This is a genomic window from Ruegeria sp. BHSA162 (genome assembly GCF_059613385.1).
This window is the reverse complement of record NZ_JBXWSK010000031.1, coordinates 20,694-38,436: the sequence shown is the minus strand read 5'-3', so window position 1 is coordinate 38,436 and position 17,743 is coordinate 20,694. Positions and strand designations below refer to the sequence as shown.

The 17,743-nt window shown below is 64.1% G+C and carries 22 protein-coding genes; 18 read left to right on the top strand and 4 right to left on the bottom strand.

The annotated features are described in order from the left end of the window. Positions 1–1,248, bottom strand: a 1,248-nt coding sequence (locus AC2FM5_RS10985) for a DEAD/DEAH box helicase (protein ID WP_170358751.1), incomplete at its 3' end; no start/stop codon positions are given. Between the two features lie 309 nt (positions 1,249–1,557). Then, positions 1,558–1,857 carry a hypothetical protein gene (locus tag AC2FM5_RS10980; RefSeq protein ID WP_170390426.1) on the bottom strand — a complete coding sequence of 100 codons (300 nt, stop codon included), beginning with the start codon at positions 1,855–1,857 and terminating at the stop codon, positions 1,558–1,560. A 339-nt stretch (positions 1,858–2,196) separates the two neighbouring features. Between AC2FM5_RS10980 and AC2FM5_RS10975 the strand changes: the two genes are divergently transcribed. Then, positions 2,197–2,541, top strand: a complete 345-nt coding sequence (locus AC2FM5_RS10975) for a hypothetical protein (protein ID WP_170446514.1) — start codon at positions 2,197–2,199, stop codon at positions 2,539–2,541. Beyond that, the gene (locus AC2FM5_RS10970; RefSeq protein ID WP_496735542.1) at positions 2,450–3,820 is read left to right on the top strand and encodes a DNA-packaging protein; all 1,371 of its coding nucleotides are present in this window, start codon (positions 2,450–2,452) and stop codon (positions 3,818–3,820) included. The genes AC2FM5_RS10975 and AC2FM5_RS10970 overlap by 92 nt, the downstream gene beginning before the upstream one ends. Here the strand turns inward: AC2FM5_RS10970 and AC2FM5_RS10965 are convergent, their stop codons facing one another. Next, complete coding sequence (locus AC2FM5_RS10965; protein WP_496735540.1) at positions 3,821–4,663, bottom strand: SDR family NAD(P)-dependent oxidoreductase; 843 nt, start codon at positions 4,661–4,663, stop codon at positions 3,821–3,823. Positions 4,664–4,855: 192 nt separating this feature from the next. Here AC2FM5_RS10965 and AC2FM5_RS10960 point away from each other — a divergent pair, with 192 nt between their 5' ends. The 16 genes from AC2FM5_RS10960 to AC2FM5_RS10885 all read left to right on the top strand — a co-directional run bounded on the left by AC2FM5_RS10960 (position 4,856) and on the right by AC2FM5_RS10885 (position 17,408). Next, positions 4,856–6,028, top strand: coding sequence for a phage portal protein (locus AC2FM5_RS10960; RefSeq protein WP_170599498.1), 1,173 nt, complete (start codon positions 4,856–4,858; stop codon positions 6,026–6,028). Next, positions 6,021–6,245, top strand: coding sequence for a GTA head formation protein, RCAP_rcc01685 family (locus AC2FM5_RS10955; RefSeq protein WP_496735538.1), 225 nt, complete (start codon positions 6,021–6,023; stop codon positions 6,243–6,245). The genes AC2FM5_RS10960 and AC2FM5_RS10955 overlap by 8 nt, the downstream gene beginning before the upstream one ends. 26 nt (positions 6,246–6,271) lie before the next feature. Continuing rightward, positions 6,272–6,817, top strand: a complete 546-nt coding sequence (locus AC2FM5_RS10950) for an HK97 family phage prohead protease (RefSeq protein WP_496735536.1) — start codon at positions 6,272–6,274, stop codon at positions 6,815–6,817. A 34-nt stretch (positions 6,818–6,851) separates the two neighbouring features. Next, positions 6,852–8,030: a phage major capsid protein gene (locus AC2FM5_RS10945; RefSeq protein ID WP_496735534.1), complete on the top strand. Its 1,179-nt coding sequence runs from the start codon at positions 6,852–6,854 to the stop codon at positions 8,028–8,030. 177 nt (positions 8,031–8,207) lie between these two features. Next, entirely contained in the window at positions 8,208–8,807 is a 600-nt protein-coding gene (locus AC2FM5_RS10940) for a head-tail connector protein (protein ID WP_170438903.1), read from the top strand. Further along, the gene (locus tag AC2FM5_RS10935) at positions 8,804–9,142 is read left to right on the top strand and encodes a head-tail adaptor protein (RefSeq protein ID WP_496735531.1); all 339 of its coding nucleotides are present in this window, start codon (positions 8,804–8,806) and stop codon (positions 9,140–9,142) included. Before AC2FM5_RS10940 ends, AC2FM5_RS10935 begins: the two co-directional genes overlap by 4 nt. Then, a complete protein-coding gene (locus AC2FM5_RS10930) occupies positions 9,139–9,552 on the top strand; it encodes a DUF3168 domain-containing protein (RefSeq protein WP_170432088.1) in 414 nt (137 codons plus the stop codon). The genes AC2FM5_RS10935 and AC2FM5_RS10930 overlap by 4 nt, the downstream gene beginning before the upstream one ends. Before the next feature lie 20 nt (positions 9,553–9,572). Next, positions 9,573–9,986, top strand: coding sequence for a phage major tail protein, TP901-1 family (locus AC2FM5_RS10925; RefSeq protein WP_170443078.1), 414 nt, complete (start codon positions 9,573–9,575; stop codon positions 9,984–9,986). Next, a complete protein-coding gene (locus AC2FM5_RS10920; RefSeq protein ID WP_170358767.1) occupies positions 9,986–10,306 on the top strand; it encodes a gene transfer agent family protein in 321 nt (106 codons plus the stop codon). The genes AC2FM5_RS10925 and AC2FM5_RS10920 overlap by 1 nt, the downstream gene beginning before the upstream one ends. Beyond that, positions 10,303–10,521, top strand: coding sequence for a rcc01693 family protein (locus AC2FM5_RS10915; protein ID WP_496735528.1), 219 nt, complete (start codon positions 10,303–10,305; stop codon positions 10,519–10,521). Before AC2FM5_RS10920 ends, AC2FM5_RS10915 begins: the two co-directional genes overlap by 4 nt. Beyond that, entirely contained in the window at positions 10,499–11,161 is a 663-nt protein-coding gene (locus tag AC2FM5_RS10910; RefSeq protein ID WP_170358771.1) for an RcGTA-type gene transfer agent tail tape measure protein, read from the top strand. Before AC2FM5_RS10915 ends, AC2FM5_RS10910 begins: the two co-directional genes overlap by 23 nt. A 15-nt stretch (positions 11,162–11,176) precedes the next feature. Further along, a complete protein-coding gene (locus AC2FM5_RS10905) occupies positions 11,177–11,809 on the top strand; it encodes a DUF2460 domain-containing protein (RefSeq protein ID WP_170437868.1) in 633 nt (210 codons plus the stop codon). Then, on the top strand, positions 11,809–12,702 hold the full coding sequence (locus AC2FM5_RS10900) for a phage/gene transfer agent baseplate hub protein (RefSeq protein ID WP_496735525.1): 894 nt from the start codon (positions 11,809–11,811) through the stop codon (positions 12,700–12,702). Before AC2FM5_RS10905 ends, AC2FM5_RS10900 begins: the two co-directional genes overlap by 1 nt. Beyond that, positions 12,696–13,139 (top strand): C40 family peptidase, encoded by a 444-nt coding sequence (locus tag AC2FM5_RS10895; protein WP_496735523.1) that lies wholly within the window; start codon positions 12,696–12,698, stop codon positions 13,137–13,139. Before AC2FM5_RS10900 ends, AC2FM5_RS10895 begins: the two co-directional genes overlap by 7 nt. Beyond that, positions 13,139–17,104, top strand: coding sequence for a baseplate multidomain protein megatron (locus tag AC2FM5_RS10890; protein ID WP_496735521.1), 3,966 nt, complete (start codon positions 13,139–13,141; stop codon positions 17,102–17,104). Before AC2FM5_RS10895 ends, AC2FM5_RS10890 begins: the two co-directional genes overlap by 1 nt. 7 nt (positions 17,105–17,111) lie before the next feature. Beyond that, positions 17,112–17,408: a DUF7742 family protein gene (locus AC2FM5_RS10885; RefSeq protein ID WP_170358782.1), complete on the top strand. Its 297-nt coding sequence runs from the start codon at positions 17,112–17,114 to the stop codon at positions 17,406–17,408. Here AC2FM5_RS10885 and AC2FM5_RS10880 read toward each other — a convergent pair. Beyond that, positions 17,389–17,727, bottom strand: a complete 339-nt coding sequence (locus tag AC2FM5_RS10880; protein WP_170338608.1) for a TraR/DksA family transcriptional regulator — start codon at positions 17,725–17,727, stop codon at positions 17,389–17,391. The genes AC2FM5_RS10885 and AC2FM5_RS10880 overlap by 20 nt on opposite strands. Positions 17,728–17,743: the final 16 nt, after the last annotated feature.

Here is a 17,743-nt window from a genome sequence, read left to right as displayed (position 1 = left end):
TGCGGCCGATTTGCGGCGCGGACGGCGCCGACGGTTGGCGAGGCCATTTGTGCCCTGCGGTTTCGGGCCACGGCGTCGATTGCGCTGGCGATTGCCGGGCTTGGCGGCCTCTGCGGCTTCGGGTGCCGCTCCGCTGGCGACCGGGATCTCGATCTTCATCAATTTCTGAATCTGACGCAGCAGATCAAATTCATCCGGTGCGCAGAAGGCGATGGCTTCGCCTTCGCGGCCGGCCCGAGCGGTGCGGCCAATGCGGTGCACATAGTTGTCAGGAACGTCCGGCAGGTCATAGTTGATGACATAGGCCACCCCTGGAATGTCGATGCCACGGGCTGCCACGTCGGTGGCAACCAGAACTGTGATCTCGCCGGCGCGGAAGGCCTTGATGGCGCGATCCCGCTGGCCCTGGCTCTTGTTGCCATGGATCGATGCTGCGTTGTAGCCGTCGGCCACCAACCCTTTCATCAGCTTTTCCGCACCATGCTTGGTCCGGGAGAACACAAGCGTCAGGGCGTCGGTATCACGCGAAAGGATCTCGCGCAGCTTGGCGGGTTTTCCCGGCTTTTCAACGAAATGCACCGACTGGGTGATCTTGTCGGCCGCCTTGCCCGGAGGCGAGACCTGCACCCGTTGCGGGTTGGTCAGGTAGGCGCGGCTGAGTTCCTCCATCTGCTTCGGCATGGTGGCCGAGAACAGCATGGTCTGGCGCGGAGTGCCCAGTTGCGGCGCGATTTTGCGCAGAGCGTGGATGAAGCCGAGGTCCAGCATCTGGTCGGCCTCATCCAGAACTAGGTGCCGAACCGAGCCGAGATCGACCGCGCCACGTTCCATCAGGTCGATCAAACGACCGGGGGTCGCGACAAGAATATCGGTCCCACGCGACAGGAACATGATCTGTTTGTTGATCGACTGTCCGCCCACAACTGTGGCCACGCGCAGTTTCGTCTTTTTGGTAAGCGTGCGGAGGCTTTCAGCGATCTGGTTCACCAGTTCGCGGGTTGGAGCGAGGATCAGCGCCTTGGCGGTTTTGGGTGCCGGTTTGCCGGGCTGCGCCAGAAGGTGGTCGATCAGCGGCAGGCCAAAGGCCAGCGTCTTGCCGGTGCCGGTCTGTGCAAGGCCCAGAATGTCATGTCCTTCCAAGGCCAACGGGATGGCCTGGTTCTGGATCGGTGTGGGTTGAGTGAAATTTGCGCGCTCGAGCGCGTCGTTCAGTGCCGGCGCGAGGCCGAGCATGTCGAAATCGAACAAGTCGTCTTCCTTTGTGATCCGCACCGGCATTGGCCGTACGCGAACAAGAGTAGCTGGCCGCGCGGATTGCACGACCGGCAGGGAGTGTGCGCAGCCTCAGGATTTGCGGGCGAGTCCCGCAACGTCCGGCTTTTGCGTCAAGAACCCTGCGTGAATGGGAACTGGGAAATTTGGGCGCTATCTCGGACCTCGGTTCGGTCCGCGTGCTCACGCGGCAGCGCTGTGGCGTAGATGAGCGCTGCTGAGGCGAATGTCAAGCCAACACCGGCAGTCAAGGCTGCCGGTGTCCTATCCGTTGCAAATGGATGGTCAACGACGAGGCGTCGGGGCGGCGGCAGCCAGCGCCTTTTCGACTGCCTGTGCGGTGGAGGGGTGCCCGGCCTTGGACAGGCACGAAGCAATTATACCCGCGTCAGGGCGCTCGGGGCGCTTGCCGGGCTTGGGACGATCGCCCAGGCAGCTTTGGAGCGCAGATTGCGGAACGCCAATCTCGCTGGCGATCTTGCCAAGATCAGGTCCGCGGTGCCCTGTCTGAGCCTGCGCCACTGTGCCGAAGAGCATCAGGCCTCCCAGACAGATTACCGAGACATAGCTGAGGGGATGGTACATTTTTTGTCCTTCAGAAGTTTTTCGTATGTTTGCGGTTCTTGGTGTTTATGCAGATTGCGTGTGCAATCCGTTTTTGAAACGCACGACGGGAATTACTCCGTCGCGGAAATCTTGCCGATCACAGAATTGGTTGCGGTCCCTGAGCTGAATTAGGATTTTGTTAAAACTGGCAGTGCGTTACTTGTTGCGCGCTGTTGCGTCGGAGCTTGACTGAGCGCCCGGTTTCGCGTATAAGTTGTGTCATGCTAGAAGAAGTGGGCAACGGCCCCGGGGCGACCCGGCGGCCGTTTTTCATTTCTCTCGTGCGGAGATCACTCACGCATGAGGTCACAGGCAAACATGACTTTGATTACCCCGGAAGAGCGGATGTCCCGGACGGCCGAGCTATTGCAGTCGTTGGAAGTGTCCATTCGCGGTTTGCGGCAAGCGGCGGAAGACCTGCGCAGGCGGATCGAGGCCGGGGAGGATGAAGACCTGGCGAGTTCAGCCAGACAACTCGGACAGCTAGAGGGGCTGATCCGAAGTTGCCAGAAAGTGGAGACAAGCTTTGTCGAACAGTGTCACAGACAAGCGGGAATTGCCCAAGGGGGCTATGCGCTCGACCTGGAGCGGGCCCGATCTGAGATCGGGTGCCGATTGGCTCGCCTCCGCGCCTGCTGCGGTGCGGGACAGATTTCTGAGTGAGATCGGGGAGGGGGGGCTGTGTGCCCTCCCTTTCCTGTTCGAGTTCTGGGCGCTGCCGCATCAGCTGCCGCCCGAGGGCGAATGGCGGTCCTGGGTCATCATGGGCGGGCGCGGCGCGGGCAAGACGCGGGCCGGGGCCGAATGGGTGCGATCCATGGTCGAGGGGGCCAAGCCGTTTGATGAGGGCGAGGCCCGGCGCGTGGCGCTGGTGGGCGAGACCTTTGACCAGGTGCGCGACGTGATGATCTTTGGCGACAGCGGGATCATGCAGTGCTCTCCACCCGACCGGCGGCCGCAGTGGAAGGCATCCGAGCGCAAGCTGGTCTGGCCCAACGGGGCCGAGGCGCAGGCCTTTTCGGCGCATGACCCCGAGGGGCTGCGGGGGCCGCAGTTCGATGCGGCCTGGGTGGATGAACTGGCCAAGTGGAAAAAGGCGGGTGAGACCTGGGACATGCTGCAATTCGCGTTGCGGCTGGGCGAGCGGCCGCGGGTCTGCGTCACCACGACGCCGCGCAACGTGAAGGTTTTGAAGGATCTTCTGGCGGCGCCGTCCACGGTGATGACCCACGCGCCGACCGAGGCGAACCGGGCCAACCTGGCGGTGTCCTTTTTGCAGGAGGTGCGCGCGCGCTATGCCGGCACACGGCTGGGGCGGCAGGAACTGGACGGGGTGCTGCTGGCCGATGCCGAGGGGGCGCTGTGGACCGGTTCGATGCTGGATTCGGCGCGGGTCGGGGCGGTGCCCGAGCTGGACCGCGTGGTGGTGGCGCTGGACCCGGCGGTGACGGGCGGGTCGGGCGCGGATGCCTGCGGGATCGTGGTGGTGGGCGCGCAGTTGCAGGGGCCGCCCGAGGAGTGGCGCGCCTATGTGCTGGCCGACGGGACGGTGCAGGGCGTTGGCCCGGCGGGCTGGGCGCGTGCGGCGATTGATGCGATGGACGAATTCGGGGCCGAGCGGCTGGTGGCCGAGGTCAACCAGGGCGGACAGTTGGTCGAAGAGGTGGTGCGGCAGGTGGACCCTCTGGTCCCGTTCCGGGCGGTGCGGGCCTCGCGCGGGAAGGTGGCGCGGGCCGAGCCGGTGGCGGCGCTGTATGAGCAGGGGCGGGTGTTCCATGTCGCCGGGCTGGACGCGCTGGAGGAACAGATGTGCCAGATGACCGCGCGCGGGTTCGAGGGGCAGGACTCGCCCGACCGGGTCGATGCGCTGGTCTGGGCGCTGCATGAGCTGGTGGTGGGGCCGGCCGCTGCATATCGGAGGCCGAGGGTGCGGGTTTTGTGATCAGCCCTCGGGCTTTTCGAACTTGGCGAAGGCCTCGGCGTAGTCGGGGTGCCAGCGCGAGAGGGCGGGGCGATTGTGGATGATGTCCTCGGCAGCCCATTGAACCCGGCGGCGGTCGCGTTCGGCATCGACGTCGTTGTCGGGGCAGAGGATGTAGAAATCGCCCTGGGCCATGCGGTCCAGGAAATAGTCGACGGTCTGCTCGCTGGTCCAGGCGGCGGCCGGTTTTTCGGGCAGGAATGACGCGATCATGCCGGTATAGGTGAAGCCCGGAACAAAGAGATGCGCGGTGATGGGCACGCCGGCCTCGCGCAGCTCGTGCGCGAGCTGTTCGGTCAGCGTTTTGACGGCGGCCTTGGACACGTTGTAGCCGGGGTTGCCTGGCGGGGAGGTGATCCCCTGCTTTGACCCGGTGTTGATGACGACGGCCGGGCGGTCAGCCTCGATCATGCGGGGCAGGAAGGCGTGGATGCCGCGCAGGACCCCCAGAAAGTTCACGTCGAGAATTTTCTGCCAGTTGTCGAATGACTCCCATGTTTTCGTAGGCAGGCTGATCCCTGCATTGTTCATCAAGACGGCAACCTGCCCTGCGGCGAAAGCTGTGTCGGCCAGGTTTTCCATTTCGGCTTGTGAGGTGACATCCGTCGGCACCGCAGTGATGTTTACCGCGTCAAGGCCTGCCTTCAGGTCTTCCGTCGTTTCGTCCAGCGCCTGTCCCGGAAGATCGGCCAGTATCACGTTTATCCCGGCCTGGGCAAAACGCTGAGCCGCGACGCGCCCGACTCCGCTGGCGGCGCCGGTCACGACGGCGATCCCTCCGGTTTTCACTGCGCTTTCATACATGGCTGACCCCTCCTGAAGCTCCGATGCAGAGGGTAGCGCATTTCCGTCGGATGCCGAGGTTTATCCTGCGGGCACAGGTTCCAAAGCCGTTGCGCAACCGCCGTACGCCCCATTCCCGAGGCCTAAAGATCTTTCCGTCATAACTCCTTTCAACAAGCCGGGCAGAGCGGCGGCAGAAAGGAGCATCTGGACATGGTATTCGATTTCTTGCGTCGTGGATCGGCTGAGAAAGCCCCCGAGGCAAAAGCAAGCGCGGCCGGGCCAGTGGTGGCCTGGCAGACCGGCGGCCGCGTTGCCTGGAGCCCGCGGGACACAGCCTCGCTGACGCGCACGGGGTTTTCGGGCAACCCGGTGGGGTTCCGGTCGGTCAAGCTGATTGCCGAGGCGGCGGCGGCGCTGCCTCTGGTCCTGCAGGACGATGCACAGCGGTACGAGACGCACCCGGTTCTGCGCCTGATGCGTCGTCCGAACGCGGCGCAGGGCAAGGCCGAGCTGCTGGAGGCGCTGTTCGGGCAGCTGCTGCTGTCGGGCAACGCCTATGTCGAGGCGGTGCAGGCCGAGGGCGGACTGCCGGTCGAGCTGCATGTGCTGCGCTCGGACCGGATGAGCGTGGTGCCGGGGGCGGATGGCTGGCCCAGGGCCTATGATTATACCGCCGGGGGCAAGACGCACCGGTTCCCTGCCGAGGCCATCTGCCACATCAAGTCGTTCCATCCGCAGGATGACCATTACGGGTTCTCGCCCATGCAGGCGGCGGCGATGGCGATCGACGTGCACAACAGCGCCTCGCGCTGGTCGAAATCGCTGTTGGACAATGCCGCTCGGCCCTCGGGGGCGCTGGTGTGGAAAGGCGGCGACGGGCAGGGCGTGATGGCCGAAGAGCAGTTCCGCCGCCTGAGCGACGAGATCGAGGCGAACTATCGCGGGGCGCGCAATGCCGGGCGTCCGATGGTTCTGGAAGGGGGGCTGGATTGGAAGCCGATGGGATTTTCGCCCTCGGACATGGAGTTTCAGAAGACCAAGGAAGCCGCCGCCCGCGAGATCGCGCTGGCCTTCGGTGTCCCGCCGATGCTGCTGGGGATCCAGGGTGACGCGACCTATTCGAACTATCAGGAGGCCAACCGGGCGTTCTATCGCCTGACCGTCCTGCCCCTGGTGACGCGGGTGGCGGCGGCGTTGTCGGACTGGCTGTCGGACTTTATCGGCGAGGATCTTGTGCTGAAGCCCGATCTGGACCAGGTGCCGGCGCTGGCGGCGGAGCGTGACGCGCAATGGGCGCGGGTGGCCAACGCCGATTTCCTGACGGATGCCGAAAAGCGTGCTCTGCTGGGCCTGCCGGCGCTGGCGGAGACGGCGGATGGCTGACACGCCGGGATATCCGCCCTTTGACTGCGCGCCGGGCCTGCGTCTGGCCTCGCACGAGAGGGTGGCCGAGATCCAGCATGCGCATCTGTGCAGGCGACTGGATCAGATCGAGGAAATGATGGAACGGCTGGAGCGGCGGTTGTGGCTGACGGTCTATGGCGTGGCGGCGGTGATCCTGGCGCAGGCGTTCCAGTCTTTCCTGCCGGTGGCGCCATGAATTCAGTGGCTTACGAGGAGTTGTTCATGGATTTGGAACGCAAGTTCGCGCGGTTCGGCGATGGGCTGTCGGTGACCGAAGACACGGTGATCGAGGGCTATGCCAGCCTGTTCGGCCAGGTCGATCAGGGCCGCGACGTGGTGCAGAAAGGTGCCTATGCCGCGTCGCTGGCCGGGCTTAAGGCGGCCGGTCAGCGGGTCAAGATGTTGTGGCAGCACGACCCGGCCCAGCCCATCGGCGTGTGGGACGAGGTGCGCGAGGATGAGCGCGGCCTGTGGGTCAAGGGGCGGTTGCTGCAGAGCACCCAGAAGGGGCGCGAAGCGGCCGAGCTGATCCGCGCGGGTGCGCTGGACGGGCTGTCGATCGGCTATCGCACCAAGCGGGCCGTGAAGGATGACAAGGGCCGGCGGCTCTTGACGGAACTGGAGCTGTGGGAGGTGTCGCTGGTGACCTTCCCGATGCTGCCCAGTGCGCGGGTGGCGGCAAAGGGGACGGACCCCGATGCCGAGGACACCTGGCGCAGTATTGCCGAGGTGTTCCAGAGCGCCCGGCAGGAGCTGGCGCGACCCTAGCGCGCCTCAACCCCCACCCAGAAAGGAAGTGCTGATGAGCAAGACCGAGATCGCGGCCTTGACCGGAGAGGGTGTGCCCCTGGTTCAGGAGGTGAAGCAGGCGATGGCTGGCTTCGTGAGTGAATTCAAGGACCTGAAGGCTGAAGTTCAACAGAAAATGCAACAAACAGAAGAGCGACTGACCATGCTGGATCGTAAATCAACCATCGCGGCGCGCCCGCATCTTGCGGCCTCGACCCTGGAGGAAGCGCCGCACCAGAAGGCCTTTGACGCCTATGTACGCTCGGGCGATGACGATGCCCTGCGTGGGCTGGAAATCGAGGCCAAGTCGCTGTCGACGGCCGTCAACAGCGATGGCGGCTACCTGGTCGATCCACAGACCGCCGAGATGATCAAGTCGGTACTGAAATCCACCGCCTCGATCCGCTCGATCGCGTCGGTCGTGAATGTCGAGGCCAATTCGTTCGACGTGCTGATCGATCATACCGATGTAGGCGCGGGCTGGGCTGCCGAGAACGCCACCGCCGCCGAGACCGGCACCCCGTCGATCGACCGCATCTCGATCCCGCTGCACGAGCTGAGCGCGCTGCCCAAGGCTTCGCAGCGGCTGCTGGATGACAGCGCATTCGACGTCGAGGGCTGGCTGGCCGGCCGTATCGCCGACAAGTTCGCCCGCGCCGAGGCGGCGGCTTTCATCAACGGTGACGGCATCGACAAGCCCAAGGGCATCCTGAGCCATCCGGCGGTGGACAATGATGTCTGGACCTGGGGCAACCTGGGCTATGTGCCCACCGGTGTCGCGGGCGGCATCGACGCGGATGCGATCGTGGACGTGGTCTATGCGCTGGGCGCGCAGTACCGCGTGAACGGCACCTTCGTGATGAACTCAAAAACCGCCGGCGTGATCCGCAAGCTGAAGGATGCCGACGGCCGCTTCCTGTGGTCGGACGGCCTAGCCGCGGGTGAGCCCGCGCGCCTGATGGGCTATCCGGTGCTGATCGCCGAGGACATGCCCGATCCGGGCACCGACAGCTTCTCGATCGCCTTCGGTGACTTCTCGGCCGGCTATACCATTGCCGAGCGCCCCGACCTGCGCGTGCTGCGTGATCCGTTCAGCGCCAAGCCGCATGTCCTGTTCTATGCCACCAAGCGCGTGGGCGGCGACATCAGCGACTTTGCCGCGATCAAGCTGGTGAAATTCGGCACCGCCTAAGCGGTGACGGATCCGGGGGGCCGGTGGGTCGGTCCCTCGGGCGGCGGGCGCGGGTCGGGGTGAGATCCCCCGCGTTGTCTAGCTGCTCCCCTCCGTCCGAGCAACGTGGGGCGGCACGTGCCCGCCATTTTCCAAGGATGCGGCCCCCGGAGGGGTCCGAGATTGCGGAGTGAATGGATGATGTTGATCGAAGAAACCGCCATCGCGGATGCGGCGCTGCCGGTGGATCAGTTCAAGGCGCATCTGCGGCTGGGCACGGGATTTGCCGAGATCAGCCTGCAGGACGACGTGTTGAAGGGGTTCCTGAGGGCGGCGATGGCCGCGATCGAGGCGCGCACGGGCAAAGTGCTGATATCGCGCAGTTTCACCTGGACCCTGAGCCGCTGGCGCAACGACGCGGGCGAGGTTCTGCCGGTCGCGCCGGTGACGAGTATCTACGCGGTGACGCTGACCGACGCGCAGGGCGCCCAGCAGGTGGTGGCGCCCGGGGCCTATCGCCTGGAGCGCGACAACCAGCGCCCTTGCCTGCGCCCGATGGGGGCTTGCCTGCCCGCCATTCCCACCGGTGGAGAGGTGACCATCGCGCTGACGGCTGGGATGGCGGCGGATTGGGGCGGGCTGCCGGCGGATCTGGGGCAGGCGGTGCTGCTGCTGGCGACGCATTACTATGAGTATCGCGACGAGACCAGCCTGAGTGACGGCTGCATGCCCTTCGGCGTGACCAGCCTGATCCAGCGCTATCGCATGGTGCGTTTCGGCGCGGGGGTGATGCAATGAGCGCGCCCCACCCGAACCGGCAGCTGGTGCTGGAGGCCCCGGTGCGGGTAGCCGATGGCGCGGGCGGCTATGCCGAGACGTGGGCGCCTCTGGGCACGCTGTGGGCTGAGGTGACCGCCCGGACCGGCACCGAGCGCGCGGTCGCGAATGTGCCGGTGTCGCGCGTGAGTTACCGCATCGTTGTGCGTGGCGCGCCCGAGGGGTCGTCGATGCGCCCGGCACCCGATCAGAGGTTTCGCGAGGGCGAGCGGCGCTTCGTGATCCGCGCCGTGGCCGAATACGACCCGGCCGGTCGCTATCTGACCTGTTTCGCGGATGAGGAGGTGGCGGCATGAGCTATGGCGTTTCGGCCGCGCTGCAGGCGGCTGTGTTCCAGCAACTTGTCAACGACAGGGGCATTTTGGCCCAGGTCGGCGACGCGGTTTATGACGCGGTGCCTTCGGGGACATTGCCGCAGACCTACGTCACCCTGGGTCCGGAAGAGGTGCGCGACGCCTCGGACAAGACGGGGCAGGGCACTTTGCATCGGTTCACCGTATCGGTGGTCTCGGAGGCCGCCGGCTTCGGCGCGGCCAAGACCTTGGCCGGGGCCGTGTGCGACGCGCTGGACGGGGCCGCGCTGACGCTGGATCGGGGGCGGCTGGTGGGGCTGTGGTTCGAGCGGGCCTCGGCCCGGCGCACCGGGACAGGTGGCGCGATCCGGCAGATCGACCTGAGATTCCGCGCCCGCGTGGAAGACAACTAAGCAATCATTGGAGAGAGCATATGGGTGCCCAGAACGGTAAGGACCTGCTGGTCAAGGTGGACATGAACGGCACGGGTCTGTTCGAAACAATCGCGGGGCTGCGCGCCACGCGGATCAGTTTCAACGCGGAAAGCGTGGATGTCACCTCGTTGGAGAGCCAAGGCGGCTGGCGCGAGCTGCTGTCGGGGGCGGGGGTCAAGTCGGCCTCGATTTCCGGATCGGGCGTGTTCAAGGACGCCGGCACGGATGAACGCGCGCGGCAGTTGTTCTTTGACGGCGAAACGCCCGCCTTTCAGGTGATCATCCCCGATTTCGGCATCGTCGAAGGACCGTTCCAAGTGACCGGGATCGAGTATGCCGGCTCGCATAATGGCGAAGCGACCTATGAGATGAGCCTGGCCAGCGCCGGTGCTCTGACCTTCGTGGCGTTGTGATGGTCAATCCGTGGGCGGGAGAAGTGGCGCTGGTGGTCGATGGCCAGCGCCGGGTGCTGAAGCTGACGCTGGGCGCGTTGGCCGAGCTGGAGCAGGAGCTGGGCGCAGGGTCTTTGGTGGAACTGGTGCAGCGGTTCGAGAGCGGCGCCTATTCCAGCGGTGACGTGCTGGCGCTGATCTTGGCGGGGTTGCGCGGTGGCGGGATGGATGTGACCCGCGCCGACATGTTGCGGGCCGAGATAGAGGGCGGCCCGATGGCGGCGGCGCGGGCGGCGGCCGAGCTGCTGGCGCGGGCCTTCATGGTGCCGGGTGAGTCATGAGCGGCTTTGACTGGCCCGGCCTGATGCGTGCCGGGCTGCACGAGCTGCGGCTGACGCCGGATCAGTTCTGGCGTCTGACCCCGGCCGAACTGCGGCTGATGCTGGGGCAGGGCCGCGGGATGACGGCGATGAACCGGGCGCGGCTGGACAGGTTGCTGACCGCCTGGCCCGACAAGATACAAGGAGAGCGTGATGACGGATCGGGACGGGTTTGACGACCTGCAGGAGCGCGGCGAGGCGCTGGGCGATGCCCTGGGCGATGCCGCCACGATGGCGGCGGCCTTCGATGCCCAGATGAAGCGGATCAGCGCCGCCTTTGAAGAGACCGGGAAGGATGTCGCTACCCTGGAGCGGGGCATGTCGAGCGGCCTGCGAAAGGCCTTCGACGGCGTGGTTCTGGACGGCATGAACCTGTCGGATGCGCTGGACGTGCTGAAAAACTCGATGATCCGCACGGCCTATTCGGCGGCGATCAAGCCGGTGACGGATCATTTCGGCGGCATGCTGGCCAATACGGTCGGCGGCCTGGTGCAGGGGCTGCTGCCCTTTGCCGATGGCGGCAGTTTCGCACAGGGGCGCGTCATGCCCTTTGCCAATGGCGGCGTGGTTACTGGGCCCACCACCTTTCCGATGCGCGGTGCGACCGGGTTGATGGGCGAGGCCGGCCCCGAGGCGATCATGCCGCTGGCGCGCGGACCTGACGGCAAGTTGGGTGTGCGCAACTCGGGCGGCGGACGGGCGGTGAACGTGGTGATGAACATCACCACACCCGACGTTCAGGGCTTCCGCCGCAGCCAGGGCCAGATCGCGGCCCAGATAAGCCGCGCCCTGGGGCGCGGCAATCGCAACCGCTAGTTTAGGGAGCAGGACATGAATTTCCACGAAGTCAGATTTCCCGCCAGCCTGAGTTTCGGCTCGGTCGGCGGCCCCGAGCGGCGCACGGATATCGTGACGCTGGCCAACGGGTTCGAAGAACGCAACACGCCCTGGGCGCATTCGCGGCGGCGTTATGACGCCGGTTTGGGGATGCGGTCGCTGGACGACATCCAGACGCTGATCGCCTTTTTCGAAGCGCGTCAGGGTCAGATGTACGGGTTCCGCTGGAAGGACTGGTCGGACTACAAGTCCTGCGCCGCCACTGCCGAGTTCGACAAGGGCGACCAGGTGATCGGGCAAGGCGACGGGGTCACGACCGAGTTCCAGTTGGTCAAGACCTATGCCTCGGGCGGGGTCAGCTATGTCAGGCCCATCGTCAAGCCGGTGCTGGGTACGGTCAAGATTGGGCTGGATCAGGATGAGGCCCGAGAAGGCGTCGATTTCGAGGTGGACCTGAATAGCGGTCTGATCCAATTCGTCGTCCCGCCATCCGAGGGGGTCGACGTGACCGCCGGGTTTGAATTCGATGTGCCGGTGCGGTTTGACACCGACAGGATCCAAGTCAGCGTGGCCAGCTTTCAGGCAGGCGACGTACCCAATGTTCCGGTGGTGGAGGTGCGGGTCTGATGAGCGGCGACAAGCAGGCATTGCTGACCCATCTTCAGTCCGGCATGACTACGGTCTGCCGCTGTTGGGCGATCACCCGAACCGATGGCATGTCCTTCGGGTTCACCGACCATGACCGCGAACTGGCCTTTGACGGGCTGGTTTTCAAGGCAAGCACCGGTCTCACAGCCTCGGCCATCGAACAGGCGACGGGCCTGTCGATCGACAATTCCGAGGCCATGGGGGCGCTGTCTGATGCGGCCGTGCGCGACGAGGATATCGAAGACGGCCGCTTTGACGGTGCCGATGTCCGAGCATGGCTGGTCAACTGGGCCGCGCCGGAACAGCGCATGTTGCAGTTCCGTGGCTCAATCGGCGAGCTGCGCCGCGCAGGGGGCGCGTTTCACGCCGAATTGCGCGGGCTGACCGATCTGCTGAACCGACCCTTGGGGCGGATCTACCAAAAACCCTGTACGGCTGTTTTGGGTGACAAAGCCTGCGGCTTCGACAGGTTGACGCCCGGCTACTGGGCCGAGGCCGAGATTGCCGAGATCGACGAGGGTCCGATCCTCAGACTGCAGGGGGCGGAGGCGTTTGAGGACGGCTGGTTTGAACGCGGCCGCGTCGATGTGCTGACCGGCCGCTCTCAGGGTCTTTGGGCTTCGGTGAAGACGGACCGGTGCATCAAGATCGGGCGGGAATTGCACCTTTGGACTGCTCTGGGCTCGGGTCTGGACGTCGGTGACCGTGTGCGGGTGCTGGCGGGCTGCGACAAGCGGATGGAGACCTGTCGGTTGAAATTCAACAACATTATAAATTTCCAAGGTTTTCCGGATCTGCCGAGCGAAGACTGGGTGATGGCCGTGCCGAAACAGGGCAACGCGAACAATGGAGGCAGCAGGCTGTCATGGTGACGGCGCAGGATATCGTGGACGAAGCGCGAGGCTGGCTGGGAACGCCCTATGTGCATCAGGCCTCGGTCAAGGGAGCGGGAACCGATTGCTTGGGATTGCTGCGCGGTGTCTGGCGATCCGTCATCGGCCGCGAGCCCGAGGCGGTGCCTACCTACAGCATGGACTGGTCCGAACCGCAGGGCGAAGAGCGCATGTGGGCGGCTGCGCGGCGCAATCTGGTCGAACGTCCGCGCAACTTTCTGGCCCCTGGATGCGTGCTGCTGTTCCGGATGCGCGATGCCGGTGTGGCCAAACACCTTGGTATCGTGAGTGAAGCCGACGCCGTGCCACGCTTCATCCATGCCTATTCCGGACATGGCGTTGTCGAAAACGCACTGAGCGACCCCTGGCGCCGCCGGGTGGTCGCCTGCTTTGAATTTCCTTTGGAGGGCAACTGATGGCGACGATAGTTTTATCTGCGGCGGGGGCTGCGCTGGGCGGGTCCATCGGTGGAACCGTTGCTGGGCTGTCAACGGCCATCGTGGGCCGGGCAGTCGGCGCGACGCTCGGGCGGGTTATCGACCAGCGATTGATGAGCCAGTCGGTCATGGGTGCCGGAAGCGAGGTGGTCGAGTCTGGCCGGCTGGACCGGTTCAGACTTACGGAAACAGGCGAGGGCGCGCCGTTGTCCACCGTGTTCGGCCGAATGCGGGTCGGTGGGCAGGTGATCTGGGCGTCGGATTTCCTTGAGACCCGCAAAACCACGACGTCTACGCAGTCTGCTGGCGGCAAAGGAACGCCAAAACCAGCCGAAGTCACCACGACCACCCATAGCTACAGCTACTCGATATCACTGGCGATTGCTGTCGGCGTCGGAGAGATCGCGGACATCGCGCGGATATGGGCCGATGGGGAAGAGCTTGAGCGTAACAGTCTGAACATGCGGGTTTATACCGGCAGCCAGGATCAGCTGCCGGATCCACTGATCGAAACGATCGAAGGTGCCGGAACGGTTCCGGCCTATCGCGGCACTGCGTATGTTGTGATTGAAGACCTGCCGCTGGCGCAATTTGGCAATCGCGTTCCCCAGTTCTCTTTCGAGGTTGTTCGGCCTGATCAGAAATCCGCACCAGACTACGAATCCGAATTGCAACAGATTGTCCGGGCCGTGGCCCTGATGCCTGGCACCGGGGAATACACGCTGGCCAGCACGCAGGTAAACTATTCCAAAGGGTCGGGCCAAAGCTGGGCCGCCAACGTCAATTCGCCCTCGGGCGAGCCCGATCTGGTGGCCTCGGTGCGTGCCCTGAACAAAGAACTTCCGGGCTGCAAGGCTGCGTCACTGGTGGTCTCTTGGTTCGGAGATGACTTGCGTTGCGGCGCTTGCAGCGTTCGACCCAAGGTGATCCGCGACGACGTGGACGGCGCCAACATGCCGTGGAAAGTCTCTGGGCTAAAGCGCAAATCGGCCCAGGTCGTGCAACATGTGGACGGGCGACCCGTCTATGGCGGTACCCCGGCCGATGCGTCGGTGGTTCAGGCCATTCAACACCTCAAGGGCTCCGGCAGCCGGGTAATGTTCTATCCTTTCATCCTGATGGATCAGATGCAGGGTAATGGTCTTCCAGACCCATGGTCGGATGCCGGCGATCAGCCGCATCTGCCGTGGCGCGGCCGGATCACGCTGGACGTGGCTCCAGGGCGTCCGGGGTCGTTGGACGGAACCGCAGGTGCGGACGCTCAGGTGGCAAGCTTTTTTGGTGCAGCCCAAGCCTCGGATTTCATCATCGGTAATGGCACTGTCACCTATACCGGACCGGAAGAATGGAGCATGCGCCGTTTCATTCTTCACTACGCGGCGTTGTGCAAGGCAGCAGGCGGGGTCGAGGCGTTCTGCATCGGCTCGGAAATGCGTGGCCTTACCCAGATACGCGGCGCGTCCGGGTTCGCGGCCGTTGCTCAGCTGAAGGCATTGGCGGCGGAAGCGCGGCAGATACTGGGGCCAGACACCAAGATAGGCTACGCCGCGGATTGGACGGAATATTTCGGGTACCAGCCTGCCGATGGCAGCGGTGACCGATACTTCCATCTGGACCCTCTGTGGGCAGACGAAAACATCGATTTCGTCGGGATCGACAACTACATGCCGGTCTCGGACTGGCGGGATGGCAACGAGCATCTGGATGCGCTGGATGGTGCTAGGTCAATCTACGACCTGGATTATTTGCGCGGCAACATCGAAGGCGGTGAAGGATACGACTGGTACTATCCAACAACCGAAGAACAGGACGCGCAGATAAGGTATCCGATCGAGGACGGCGAACATGCAGAGCCATGGGTGTGGCGATACAAAGACATCCGCAACTGGTGGTCGAACTTGCACCACGAACGGATCGGAGGAGTGCGCAAAGCTGACCCGACCGATTGGGTTCCGGGATCAAAGCCGATCTGGTTCACGGAATTGGGCTGTGCGGCCATAGACAAGGGAACGAACCAACCCAACAAGTTTTTGGATCCGAAATCCTCGGAATCCGATCTGCCTAAATACTCGAACGGTCAACGCGACGATTTCATTCAGGTTCAGTATTTGAAGGCAGTTCTTGGATATTGGACCGATCCGCAGATCAACCCAGTTTCGGACATCTACGATGGTCCGATGGTGGACGTTTCGAACGCCTATGTATGGGCGTGGGACGCGAGACCTTTCCCGACATTCCCGAACCTGCGTTCACAGTGGAGCGACGGCGAAAACTACGCCCGTGGTCATTGGTTGAACGGACGTTCTGGTGCCAGGACACTGGCCTCGGTGGTGGCCGAGATTTGTCAGGCTGCCGGCGTCTCCGATTTTGATGTGTCTGCGCTGGACGGAGTTGTCCGTGGATACGTGATCGAAGATGTTTCGGACGCGCGGGCGGCCCTTCAGCCACTGATGCTGCGCTACGGATTTGATGCGATCGAGCGAGACGGTGTTCTGACATTCCGCATGAGGGCCGGGCGCCGGGCATTCGATCTGTCGCTGGATCAGGTCGCGGAAAGCCCCGAGGTCGATGGCAGGGTCCAGTACCAGCGCGAAGCCGAGGCCGAAATGGCCGGCCGCGTGCGTCTGCGTTTTGTTCAGTCGGATGCGGACCATGATGTGGTAGCGGAGGAGGCCGTGCTGCCCGATGATCGGACCCATTCTGTAGCCGTGAACGAAATGCCTCTGTCGATGACCCGCTCCGAAGGACGGCAGACGGTCGAACGCTGGCTGGCCGAGGCCCGCGTCGCGCGCAATACCGCTCGCTTTGCGCTGCCGCCGTCGCAGATGAATCTGGGCGCCGGCGACATTGTTCGACTTCCATCCTGGAATGGGGGAGCCGGTGCGCTGTATCGCATAGACCGGTTGGAACAGGCTGACATCCAGCTGGCAGATGCCGTGCGGATCGAGCCCGGGGTCTATTCCCCGTCTGACATGGCGGATGATGGGTATGTCTCACAACCCTTTGTGGCCCCAGTCCCGGTTCTTCCGATTTTTCTGGACCTGCCACTCATTACCGGCGCCGAAGAGCCGCACGCCCCTTATCTGGCCGTCACGGCCGATCCCTGGCAAGGCAGCGTCGCCGTCTATTCCTCGGACAGTGACGAGGGCTACGCGCTGCGCGATCTGGTGACTGGTCAGGCTGTGATCGGGTTCACCGAATCCTCCTTGCCTTCCGCGAGCGCAGGGGTTTGGGATGAAGGTGCGCCGCTGCGCGTGCGCCTTGTCGATGGCGTCTTGCAGTCGCGGTCGCGTGACTCGCTTTTGACAGGAGCCAACTTGGCGGCGATCGGAGACGGCACGCCCGGAACTTGGGAAGTGTTTCAATTCGCGGATGCCGTCTTGCAGGAACCCGGGGTCTATGCCCTGTCTGGCCGCCTGCGCGGCCAATTGGGTACGGACGCAGTCATGCCTGAAAGCTGGCCGGAGGGTTCCGTGTTCGTGTTGCTTGACGAGAGGGTTCTTCAGACCAGCCTGCTGCGGACCGAACGCCGAATTGCCCGGCACTACCGGATCGGGCCTGCCACCCGCGGATACGAAGACGATTCCTATGTCCATAAGGTCGAGGTCTTTGATGGAAGCGGTCTGCGCCCCTACGCGCCAGTTCATCTGAAGGTCGAAATACACGGGGGCGATGACCTCTTCACCTGGGTACGCCGAACCCGGATCGACGGCGACGATTGGGACGTGCTGGACGTGCCGCTGGGCGAGGAGTCCGAGACTTATCTGATCCGGATTCGGTCAGGTGGCACCCTTGTTCGGGAAGAGATCGCCACGACGCCAATTTGGACCTATTCCGCGGCGGCACAGTCTTCGGACGGGGTCACGGGCCTATACGAGGTCGAGGTGGCGCAGGTTTCGGCCAGCTACGGGCCGGGCGCGGCCGCGAGTCTGAGTGTGGGGTAGAGGGATCATGCGCCCTGTTTTGCACGGCGATGTCAGTTCTGCGGCGCGGGTTTTGCTGACCGTGCCGCAAGCCCAGCGTGAGCGGCTGTGCGCGCGCATGATCGCCGAGGCCGAGTTGGCTGACCGTCACGTGGCCGCGACGGGTCGTTTGCATCCTGTTTACGGGAACGGAGCATTGATGGCAGCTGCACGCAGCCGCCCGTTGGCAGACGAGCCAAGTTTCAGCGACACCGAGTATTGCCGGTGTTTCGAGACGGTACTGCGCCATCTTATCCGGTTTCAACTCAACCGGCCGCGCAGCTGACGCACTTGCTGGCGGCCGGGTCCAGGTCCAGCCGTCTGCGCGGAATGTCGTCACCGCAATCCTCGCAATACCCGAATTCGCCCTCGGCCATCCGGTCGAGGGCGGCTCTCAGCCTTCGGGCTTCGAGATCTCGTCGCGTTTGTTGCGCCTTGGCCATGGCCTGATTCTGCAACGCATCCATTCGGCTGAGCCGCCCGACCGCCTGCTGGTCAAGCTCGACCACGGATTGAGCGTCCTGACCGGCGAGGGAATTGCGTTCCAATTCCTCCAGCCGGGACAGGATAAGTGTTTCAAATTCCCTGAGTTCGGACCGGTTCATTTTCTGTTGTGTTGCA

Excerpts from the sequence above, each read along its gene's own strand:
- AC2FM5_RS10980 (WP_170390426.1), bottom strand. The coding sequence starts at position 1,857 with ATGTACCATCCCCTCAGCTATGTCTCGGTAATCTGTCTGGGAGGCCTG.
- AC2FM5_RS10975 (WP_170446514.1), top strand. The coding sequence starts at position 2,197 with ATGACTTTGATTACCCCGGAAGAGCGGATGTCCCGGACGGCCGAGCTA.
- AC2FM5_RS10970 (WP_496735542.1), top strand. The coding sequence starts at position 2,450 with ATGCGCTCGACCTGGAGCGGGCCCGATCTGAGATCGGGTGCCGATTGG.
- AC2FM5_RS10965 (WP_496735540.1), bottom strand. The coding sequence starts at position 4,663 with ATGTATGAAAGCGCAGTGAAAACCGGAGGGATCGCCGTCGTGACCGGC.
- AC2FM5_RS10960 (WP_170599498.1), top strand. The coding sequence starts at position 4,856 with ATGGTATTCGATTTCTTGCGTCGTGGATCGGCTGAGAAAGCCCCCGAG.
- AC2FM5_RS10955 (WP_496735538.1), top strand. The coding sequence starts at position 6,021 with ATGGCTGACACGCCGGGATATCCGCCCTTTGACTGCGCGCCGGGCCTG.
- AC2FM5_RS10950 (WP_496735536.1), top strand. The coding sequence starts at position 6,272 with ATGGATTTGGAACGCAAGTTCGCGCGGTTCGGCGATGGGCTGTCGGTG.
- AC2FM5_RS10945 (WP_496735534.1), top strand. The coding sequence starts at position 6,852 with ATGAGCAAGACCGAGATCGCGGCCTTGACCGGAGAGGGTGTGCCCCTG.
- AC2FM5_RS10940 (WP_170438903.1), top strand. The coding sequence starts at position 8,208 with ATGATGTTGATCGAAGAAACCGCCATCGCGGATGCGGCGCTGCCGGTG.
- AC2FM5_RS10935 (WP_496735531.1), top strand. The coding sequence starts at position 8,804 with ATGAGCGCGCCCCACCCGAACCGGCAGCTGGTGCTGGAGGCCCCGGTG.
- AC2FM5_RS10930 (WP_170432088.1), top strand. The coding sequence starts at position 9,139 with ATGAGCTATGGCGTTTCGGCCGCGCTGCAGGCGGCTGTGTTCCAGCAA.
- AC2FM5_RS10925 (WP_170443078.1), top strand. The coding sequence starts at position 9,573 with ATGGGTGCCCAGAACGGTAAGGACCTGCTGGTCAAGGTGGACATGAAC.
- AC2FM5_RS10920 (WP_170358767.1), top strand. The coding sequence starts at position 9,986 with ATGGTCAATCCGTGGGCGGGAGAAGTGGCGCTGGTGGTCGATGGCCAG.
- AC2FM5_RS10915 (WP_496735528.1), top strand. The coding sequence starts at position 10,303 with ATGAGCGGCTTTGACTGGCCCGGCCTGATGCGTGCCGGGCTGCACGAG.
- AC2FM5_RS10910 (WP_170358771.1), top strand. The coding sequence starts at position 10,499 with ATGACGGATCGGGACGGGTTTGACGACCTGCAGGAGCGCGGCGAGGCG.
- AC2FM5_RS10905 (WP_170437868.1), top strand. The coding sequence starts at position 11,177 with ATGAATTTCCACGAAGTCAGATTTCCCGCCAGCCTGAGTTTCGGCTCG.
- AC2FM5_RS10900 (WP_496735525.1), top strand. The coding sequence starts at position 11,809 with ATGAGCGGCGACAAGCAGGCATTGCTGACCCATCTTCAGTCCGGCATG.
- AC2FM5_RS10895 (WP_496735523.1), top strand. The coding sequence starts at position 12,696 with ATGGTGACGGCGCAGGATATCGTGGACGAAGCGCGAGGCTGGCTGGGA.
- AC2FM5_RS10890 (WP_496735521.1), top strand. The coding sequence starts at position 13,139 with ATGGCGACGATAGTTTTATCTGCGGCGGGGGCTGCGCTGGGCGGGTCC.
- AC2FM5_RS10885 (WP_170358782.1), top strand. The coding sequence starts at position 17,112 with ATGCGCCCTGTTTTGCACGGCGATGTCAGTTCTGCGGCGCGGGTTTTG.
- AC2FM5_RS10880 (WP_170338608.1), bottom strand. The coding sequence starts at position 17,727 with ATGAACCGGTCCGAACTCAGGGAATTTGAAACACTTATCCTGTCCCGG.